The 6,396-nt window shown below is 69.5% G+C and carries 6 protein-coding genes; 1 reads left to right on the plus strand and 5 read right to left on the minus strand.

Going from position 1 to position 6,396, the window contains the following annotated elements; translation table 11 throughout:
• Nucleotides 1–147: 147 nt before the first annotated feature.
• The 5 genes from ACFQ4O_RS13735 to adh all read right to left on the minus strand — a co-directional run bounded on the left by ACFQ4O_RS13735 (nucleotide 148) and on the right by adh (nucleotide 5,248).
• Nucleotides 148–750, minus strand: a complete 603-nt coding sequence (locus tag ACFQ4O_RS13735; RefSeq protein ID WP_378776271.1) for a malonic semialdehyde reductase — start codon at nucleotides 748–750, stop codon at nucleotides 148–150.
• A 111-nt stretch (nucleotides 751–861) separates the two neighbouring features.
• A complete protein-coding gene (locus ACFQ4O_RS13740; protein ID WP_378776273.1) occupies nucleotides 862–2,271 on the minus strand; it encodes a calcium-binding protein in 1,410 nt (469 codons plus the stop codon).
• A gap of 64 nt (nucleotides 2,272–2,335) precedes the next feature.
• Nucleotides 2,336–3,130 (minus strand): SDR family NAD(P)-dependent oxidoreductase, encoded by a 795-nt coding sequence (locus ACFQ4O_RS13745; protein WP_378776275.1) that lies wholly within the window; start codon nucleotides 3,128–3,130, stop codon nucleotides 2,336–2,338.
• A gap of 102 nt (nucleotides 3,131–3,232) precedes the next feature.
• Complete coding sequence (locus ACFQ4O_RS13750) at nucleotides 3,233–3,610, minus strand: DUF779 domain-containing protein (protein WP_378776277.1); 378 nt, start codon at nucleotides 3,608–3,610, stop codon at nucleotides 3,233–3,235.
• 117 nt (nucleotides 3,611–3,727) lie between these two features.
• Nucleotides 3,728–5,248: an aldehyde dehydrogenase gene (adh, locus tag ACFQ4O_RS13755; RefSeq protein WP_378776279.1), complete on the minus strand. Its 1,521-nt coding sequence runs from the start codon at nucleotides 5,246–5,248 to the stop codon at nucleotides 3,728–3,730.
• A 252-nt stretch (nucleotides 5,249–5,500) separates the two neighbouring features.
• On the opposite strand from adh, the gene ACFQ4O_RS13760 reads away from it, so the two are divergent.
• A partial coding sequence (locus ACFQ4O_RS13760) for a sigma-54-dependent Fis family transcriptional regulator (protein ID WP_378776282.1) occupies nucleotides 5,501–6,396 on the plus strand: 896 nt, incomplete at its 3' end.

Here is a 6,396-nt window from a genome sequence, read left to right on the forward strand (position 1 = left end):
GCCAGCGGCATCAGGGCTTCGGCATGGCCGCGCGCCATCGGCTCCGACCGCAGCGCGGGCGGCGCCGAGCCGTCGGTCGCGACCACGGCTGCGGTCGCGGCGCCGAGCGCCGTGTCGATGGCGAGAACGCGCATGGCCGGGACCGGATCAGACGATGCGGCAGAACTCGTCGAACTCCGGCCGGGGCAGGCGTTCGAACAGGTTGGCGCCGTCGCCATAGCCGAGATTGACGAGGAAGCTCGACCGCCAGGTGGAGCCGGCGAAGAAGGCCTCGTCCACGGCCTTGGCGTTGAAGCCCGCCATGGGGCCGACGTCGAGGCCGAGCGCGCGGGCGGCGAGGATCAGGTAGCCGCCCATCAGCGAGCCGTTCAGCAGCGCGGCGCCCTGGATCGCGGCGTCGTTGCCCTCGTACCAGGACTTGGCGTCCGCATGGGGGAAGAAGCGCGGCAGGTGGTCGATCCAGCGCAGGTCATGCGCCACGATCGCCGTCACCGGGGCGGAGGCGGTCTTGGCCCGGTTCGACTCCGACAGCGTCGGCAGCAGCTTCTCCTTGCCCTCGGGCGAGGTCACGAACACGAAGCGGCCGGGCAGGCCGTTGGCGCTGGTGGGGCCCATCTTCACCAGCTCGAACAGCGCCCGGAGCGTCACCTCGGACACGGGCTCGGGCCGGAAGCTGTTGTGGCTGCGCGCGGAGCGGAACAGCGTGTCGAGCGCGTCGTCGTCGAGCGGGGAGCGATGGGGGCCGGTCACGGGCGTCTCCTGAAAGAACGGCTTCCGCTCCGGCGCGCCGGAGCGGGGACGCCCGTTGTAATCCACCCGGCCCGCGCGGCGCGAGCCCGTTTCGCGGCCCGCGACCTTGCGTCAGAGCACGAAGTCGCCGGCCGCGAGGCTCGCCACGTTCTGCAGCCGGATCGAAAAGTCGCCGGCCCCGTCGCCGTTCACGTCGCCATAGACCATCACATAGCCGTTGAAGGCGCTGTAGTTGAGCTGGCCCTGGACGCCGGCTGTGAAGGCGCTGGTTCCGATGAAGCTGAACGCCTGGTTTCCGCCGGCCGCGATCGAGGCGTCGATGCCGGACAGGTCGATCCTGTCGCCCTCGGCCCGGCTGAAGTCGTAGATCACGTCCCGGCCGGAAGACAGGCGGCTGTCGCCCACGTCGCGGAAGATGAAGCGGTCCGCGCCGGCCCCCCCGGAGAGGTTGTCGCCCGCGCCGCCGCCGGTGAGCCGATCGGCGCCGTCCCCGCCGGACAGCCCGTTCGCGATCGCATCGCCGGTGAGCACGTCGGCGTAACCGCTGCCCACGAGGCTTTCGAACCGGCTGAACTCGTCGCCCTCCGCATGGCCGCCCGACGCCTCGCCGGTGGCGAGGTTGACGGTCACGCCCGCGTTGGAGCGGCTGTAGTCCAGCCGGTCCACTCCGTCGCCGCCGTCGAGCAGATCGCCGCCTGCGCCGCCAGAGATCACGTCGTTCCCCAGATCGCCGAAGATGTAGTTGAACGCGCCGTCGCCGCGCAGCGCATCATTGAAGTTCGAGCCGATCACGTTCTCGACCCGCACCCAGATGTCGCCCGCGGCGCCGCCGCCCGCCGCCTTTCGTGCGAGATCGACGGTCACGGCCGCGCTTGCGAGCGCGTAATTCACTGTGTCGTCGCCAGCGTCGCCATAAAATATGTCGCGTCCCTCGGTGGCGATCAGCACGTCGTCGCCGTCGCCGCCGCGGAACTCCACACGTCGGTCGGCGGTGTTGAGGATCGCAACAACGTCGTCGCCCTGACCGCCTTCGATAGTCGCGGTCGAATCCGACACCAATATGTAATCGTCGCCGGGGCCTGCGTAGACTGCGCCGCTCGATCCGGAGTACAGCCGAATTTCGTCGTCGCCCCCACTACCGTGGACGGAGAACGTGGACGAATAGATGGCGATGCTGTCGTCTCCCGCCCCACCATCCAGAACCGCGCCGCCAAAGCTGAACGTGATCAGGTCATCGCCGGTCCCGCCGAAGATCGAGTTGTTTGCGCCCGAGGCTGAAATGACGTCGTCTCCGGCGTCGCCCCAGAGCTTGTTTGAGCCGCTGGCGTCGGTGATCCGGTCGGCCCCGTCGTTGCCCAAGATCTCGTCGTCGCCAGCGCCGCCGTTCAGAACGTCCGCCAGATAACCGCCGGACAGCCTGTCGTCGCCGGCGAGACCGGAATAGGTGTTGCTGACGTCCAGATCGCCGAGTTCGCCGGCAAAAATTCGATCCGAACCGGCCGTTCCGTTACGCGTCGTCATGATGCTTTTCCCCCCGTCGTTCAGACCAAAGTAAGCCTAAACGACGAGCGGAGAAAGCCAGACCTCAGGCGATGAAGTCCACCACGCCGCCGTCGACCCGAAGCGCCGCGCCGGTGGTGGCGGAGGCCTGTTCGGAACAGGCGTAGACCACCATGTTCGCCACCTCCTCAACGGTGGCGGCGCGCTGGATCAGCGAGGTGGGGCGGTGCTCCCGCACGAAGGCCACGGCGGCCTCCTCCACCGTCTTGCCGGTCTTCTCCGCCTCCTCCCGCAGCATCGCCTCCACGCCCTCCGACAGCGTCGGGCCGGGCAGCACCGCGTTGACCGTGACGCCGGTGCCCGCGAGCCGCTTGGCGAGGCCGCGGGAGACGGCGAGGTTCGCGGTCTTGGAGAAGCCGTAATGGATCATGTCGGCGGGGATGTTCAGCGCGGACTCTGACGACAGGAACACGATGCGCCCCCAGCCCCGCTCCGCCATGTCCTTCGCGTAGAGCCGGGACAGCCGGACGCCCGACATGACGTTGATCTCGAAGAAGCGGGTCCATTCCTCGTCGGGGATGTCGAAGAAGTCCTGCGGGCCGAACACGCCCACATTGTTCACGAGGATGTCCGCCTGCGGGACGGCGGCGTGGAGCGCCTCGGCCCCGGCTGCGGTTCCCACATCCGCGGCGACGCCGATCAGGGCCGCGGCGGGGACGGCCTCGGCGATGGCGGCCAGGGCCGTGTCCACGGCCTCCTGCTTGCGGCCGTTCACGACCACGGTCGCGCCGGCGCGGGCGAGGCCAAGGGCGATCGCGTGACCGATGCCGAGGGTGGAGCCGGTGACGACGGCGGTGCGGCCGGTGAGATCGATGCGCATGGGCGGGCGTCCTTCTGGCGTTGCGCGGCGGCGGGCCGCGGCGATGGGCGTGTCGAGACGCCCAAATGGCTCACGCCGCCGGCTCGTAAAGCCGCGACCCGTTCAGGCCTCGGCTGCGTCCAGCGCGCGGGTCTCCTCCTCGGTGAACAGGCGCGAGCGGATGTGGAACCGCACCTCGCGGCCGTTCTCCAGGCTGAACATGCCGCCCCGGCCGGGCACCACGTCCAGCGTCAGCGCGGTGTGCCGCCAGTATTCGAACTGGGACGGGCTCATGTGGAAGCCCGCGCCGCCCACCTCGCCAAGCTTCACGTCGGCGTCGGAGAGCAGGTAGTCGCCGACCGCGTAGCACATGGGCGAGGAGCCGTCGCAGCAGCCGCCGGACTGGTGGAACAGCACGTCGCCGTGCTCGGCCCGAAGCTCCGCGATCAGGGCGAGCGCCGCGTCGGTCGCGGTCACGCGCAGGGGGATGGTCGAGGTCATGACGGTCGTTCCCTCCTTCGGGCGCGCCGGTCTTCGTCGCCGGTCGCGTGAGTTATAGGGCGGAAACGGAAAGGGCGGCCCGAAGGCCGCCCCAACCGTGTCGCTCTGCGACGAACCTCAGAAGAAGCCGAGCTTCTTCGGGTTGTAGCTGACCAGCATGTTCTTGGTCTGCTGGTAGTGGTCGAGCATCATCTTGTGGTTCTCGCGGCCGATGCCGGACTGCTTGTAGCCGCCGAAGGCCGCGTGGGCCGGATAGGCATGGTAGCAGTTGGTCCACACGCGGCCAGCCTGGATGCCGCGGCCGAAGCGATAGGCGCGGGTGCCGTTGCGGGTCCACACGCCGGCGCCGAGGCCGTAGAGCGTGTCGTTGGCGATGGCGAGCGCGTCGTCCTCGTCCTTGAAGGTCGTGACCGAGAGCACCGGGCCGAAGATCTCCTCCTGGAAGATCCGCATCTTGTTGTGGCCCTTGAACACCGTCGGCTTGACGTAGTAGCCGCCGGCCAGTTCGCCGTCGAGCTCGCTGCGGCCGCCGCCGGCCAGAAGCTCGGCGCCTTCCTGCTTGCCGATGTCGATGTAGCTCAGGATCTTCTCGAGCTGCTCCGAGGAGGCCTGGGCGCCGACCATGGTCGCCGGATCGAGCGGCGAGCCGAGCTTGATGGCGTTGACGCGGCCGATCGCCTTCTCGATGAAGCGGTCGTAGATCGACTCCTGCACCAGCGCGCGGCTCGGGCAGGTGCAGATCTCGCCCTGGTTCAGGGCGAACATCACGAAGCCTTCCACGGCCTTGTCGAGGAAGTCGTCATCCTCCTGCGCCACGTCGGCGAAGAAGATGTTCGGCGACTTGCCGCCGAGCTCCAGCGTGACCGGGATCAGGTTCTGGGCGGCGTACTGCATGATGAGACGGCCGGTGGTCGTCTCGCCGGTGAAGGCGATCTTGGCGATGCGCGGGTTGGAGGCGAGCGGCTTGCCGGCCTCGAGGCCGAAGCCGTTGACGATGTTCAGCACGCCGTCCGGCAGCAGGCCGCCGATCAGTTCGATCAGCACCATGATGGAGGCCGGGGTCTGTTCGGCCGGCTTCAGCACCACGCAGTTGCCTGCGGCGAGCGCGGGCGCGAGCTTCCACACCGCCATCAGGATCGGGAAGTTCCACGGGATGATCTGGCCGACCACGCCCAGCGGCTCATGGAAGTGGTAGGCGACGGTGTCGTGGTCGATCTCCGACAGCGAGCCTTCCTGGGCGCGCACGGCGCCGGCGAAGTAGCGGAAATGGTCGATGGCGAGCGGGATGTCGGCCGCGGTGGTCTCGCGGATCGGCTTGCCGTTGTCCCAGGTCTCGGCGAGCGCGATGAGGTCGAGGTTGTCCTCCATCACGTCGGCGATCTTGTTCAGGATGCGCGCGCGCTCGGCCGGCGAGGTGCGGCCCCAGGCGTCCTTGGCCTTGTGGGCGGCGTCGAGGGCGAGCTCGATGTCCTCCTTCTGGGAGCGGGCGATCTCGCAGATCTTCTGGCCGTTGATCGGGCTGCTGTTCTCGAAGTAGCGGCCGCCGACCGGGGCGACGAACTTGCCGCCGATGAAGTTGTCGTAGCGCTCCTTGAAGGGGGCCTTCGTGAAGGCTTCCATGCGTTCGGGCTTGTTCATGGCGTCTCTCCCAAGACTTGTGTTCTGTCCGCCCCGCGTTTCGCAGGGTTCGTGCCAGTCCGCGCGCCGCGCGGCGTTTCGTTGTTGTGCGCCGCGGTAACGGCCTGACTTTTCGGGGCTGGCGTGGATTCTAGGGCGCATTCCGCGAGGACGAAGGTGGACGTGGCGGACAATGTCGTGAAACAGTGTCCGGGAACGCGACGGCACGGTCGCGACATATGTCGCAAAACGCGACGACAGGGATGAACCGCCATGGAGCGAGCCGCTCCCACCGCCGACGTCGCCGTGGCGCGTCGGCAGTTCTTCGATCTGGGCGCCGCGCCGCAGGGCGCGGTGTCGCCGACGATCCTGAGCTCCTGGGCCCGCTGCCGCGCCCGGGGCTTCGACAGCCACGGCCAGCCCATGCTGGAGCCGGTGCCCTCCGCCACGCTGAAGGAGCATCACGACCGCTCCGAGCGGCTGATCCGCGCCAGCCGGCGCGAGCTGGTGGCGCTGCGCAGCGAGGCGCGGGGCTCGGGCGCCATCGCCATTCTCACCGACGGCGCGGGCCTTGTGCTGGACGCCGCCGGCGACGTGGGCTTCGCCGGCAAGGCCGCGCGGGTGGCGCTCCGCCCCGGCGTCGCCTGGAGCGAGGCCGCGAGCGGCACCAACGCCATCGGCGCCGCGCTGATGGAGCGCCGGCCGGTGGAGGTGCGCGGGGGCGAGCATTATTTCGAGCCCCACCGCTTCCTCACCTGCGCCGCGGCGCCGATCTTCGGCCCCGACGGCGGGCTTCTGGGCGCTCTCGACCTGTCCGGTCCCGTGGGCGGTTCGAGCGCGGAGGCGCTGGAGCTGATCGGCCGGGGCGTGGACCAGATCGAGCGGCGGCTGTTCGAGGCCGCCTTCCGCGCCGAGGACGTGGTGCGGCTCCAGACCGATCCCGCCCGGTTCGGCGGCGCGCAGGACGGGCTGCTGGCCTTCGAGGGCTCGCGGCTGGTGGCCGCCAACCGGCACGGGCTCCGGATGCTGGGGCTGGACTGGAGCGCGCTCGGGGCGCGCTCGTTCCGCGACCTGTTCGAGGCGTCGCGCGCCGCCTTCGTCGACGGCCCGGTGCGAACCGGCCCCGGCGGAACGCTCTACGCCCGCACCGCGCGGCCCGGTTCGGCGGT

Origin of the sequence: Methylopila musalis (genome assembly GCF_042679725.1) — a bacterium.
GTDB lineage: Bacteria > Pseudomonadota > Alphaproteobacteria > Rhizobiales > Methylopilaceae > Methylopila > Methylopila musalis.

Coding starts and splice junctions, on each gene's coding strand:
- ACFQ4O_RS13750 (WP_378776277.1), bottom strand. CDS start 3,610: ATGACCTCGACCATCCCCCTGCGCGTGACCGCGACCGACGCGGCGCTC.
- ACFQ4O_RS13745 (WP_378776275.1), bottom strand. CDS start 3,130: ATGCGCATCGATCTCACCGGCCGCACCGCCGTCGTCACCGGCTCCACC.
- adh (WP_378776279.1), bottom strand. CDS start 5,248: ATGAACAAGCCCGAACGCATGGAAGCCTTCACGAAGGCCCCCTTCAAG.
- ACFQ4O_RS13740 (WP_378776273.1), bottom strand. CDS start 2,271: ATGACGACGCGTAACGGAACGGCCGGTTCGGATCGAATTTTTGCCGGC.